General features: G+C 31.4%; 1 protein-coding gene and 2 pseudogenes. 1 reads left to right on the forward strand and 2 read right to left on the reverse strand.

Annotation, left to right across the window (positions count from 1 at the left end; genetic code table 11):
* Window positions 1-305 (reverse strand): annotated as a pseudogene (locus KPC_RS19750) (hypothetical protein); the annotation flags it as partial.
* Between the two features lie 122 nt (window positions 306-427).
* Here KPC_RS19750 and KPC_RS19755 point away from each other — a divergent pair.
* The gene (locus KPC_RS19755; RefSeq protein ID WP_121976001.1) at window positions 428-1,108 is read left to right on the forward strand and encodes an SGNH/GDSL hydrolase family protein; all 681 of its coding nucleotides are present in this window, start codon (window positions 428-430) and stop codon (window positions 1,106-1,108) included.
* Window positions 1,109-1,230: 122 nt separating this feature from the next.
* Here the strand turns inward: KPC_RS19755 and KPC_RS20930 are convergent.
* Window positions 1,231-1,390 (reverse strand): annotated as a pseudogene (locus KPC_RS20930) (hypothetical protein); the annotation flags it as partial.

Raw genomic sequence — 1,390 nt, forward strand, 5'->3', positions numbered from 1 at the left:
GAACTAAAGTTTTGTCTACGGGAACGTATTTTCTTAATAAAAGAGCCAAACAAATTAAAAAAGAAACCTTCTGCCCGAAAGGCGAATCTTGTTCTTATTCTATCCGTCCCTATTTCCTCTAAATTAGCATTTTTTAGATAAATAATACTGTCTTTATTTTGGTTCAAATCACATGCCAATAACACAACAGCATCACAAGCCAACCCATCAGTTATGAAATAATCCAGGTTTTGCTGAGGTAAATGCTCCAGACTTTCCTTATTTACATGATATATCTCTGAAGACAATCCAATCATTTCACTCATAAGATAACTCTAATTCCCTTATTTTGAGAATTATATATATTTTTGTTAAGAAAAAGCAAAACAACCTTAAAGTTTTATTAAAATTTATATGAAATTTACAATATTTTATAAAAGGATGTAACATGACAGAATCCGTCAGATATGTTTCTTTAGGAGGATGTAATACTATCGGTGAGGTCTCTAACTTTGGAAGAGCTTACCCAGATCTTATTGCACAAACCAAAGGTTGGAACTTGGAAAACTATGGATATACAATGTCCAGCACACGTGAAGGTCTACAATTTTTTAATCTAAAAAATTGTAGTACAGCAGATGTTATTAGTATTCAATACGGTGGAGTGGATAGCTGGTTAACATTCAAAGGATCACCTTTTGCATTATATTATCCAGATTCTCCTTGGCGTAAATTTTACAGAAAAATCATTAAAAAAATTAAAAAAATAGCCCGAAAATTAAAATGGCATCGTATTGTAGGTAGCGAAAATGTTGTTCCCAAAGATGAATATCGTCGCAACATTCAACATATTATAGATCACAGTCAGGCAAAAATTATTTTGCTTGTAGATACTTATCCAAATAAGGATATGTCCCGTGAAAACAGAATCATTGAATATAATAAAATTCTTGAGGAATTAAGTGACCAAAAACGTGTCTTTCACGTTAAAAATTATAATATTCTCAAAAAGAATATGACAGATTATTTTGAAGACTCGACCCACCTCTCCGAGCTAGGTCAAAAAATCGTAGCAGCCCAATGTTTAGAACAAATCAGTACAGCTCAAAAGATCCAGAATAATGTATAAAACGAATAACTTATCGACTTCAATCTCACTGTATTGCAGTCGATAAATTCGAGGAGCAAAAACCAATCTCGAGCTTACACCTATAAATTATTCCTAACTGACATAAAAGTGATGATTTTAAGTCACTGATCCCGCAAAAAATTTCGATAATAATCATTTAATTTTTCTATAATTTCTTTTAACTGCTGCAAATTTTCCTGATTATTTCCTAAATATTCTACATATCGACCTGAGGCTATCTCCAAATCAATTTTTTCATTAATTAGAATTGAGGTATAAAAA

It is taken from the genome of Acinetobacter stercoris, from assembly GCF_900323515.1.
Lineage (GTDB): Bacteria > Pseudomonadota > Gammaproteobacteria > Pseudomonadales > Moraxellaceae > Acinetobacter > Acinetobacter stercoris.

Coding starts and splice junctions, on each gene's coding strand:
- KPC_RS19755 (WP_121976001.1), top strand. CDS start 428: ATGACAGAATCCGTCAGATATGTTTCTTTAGGAGGATGTAATACTATC.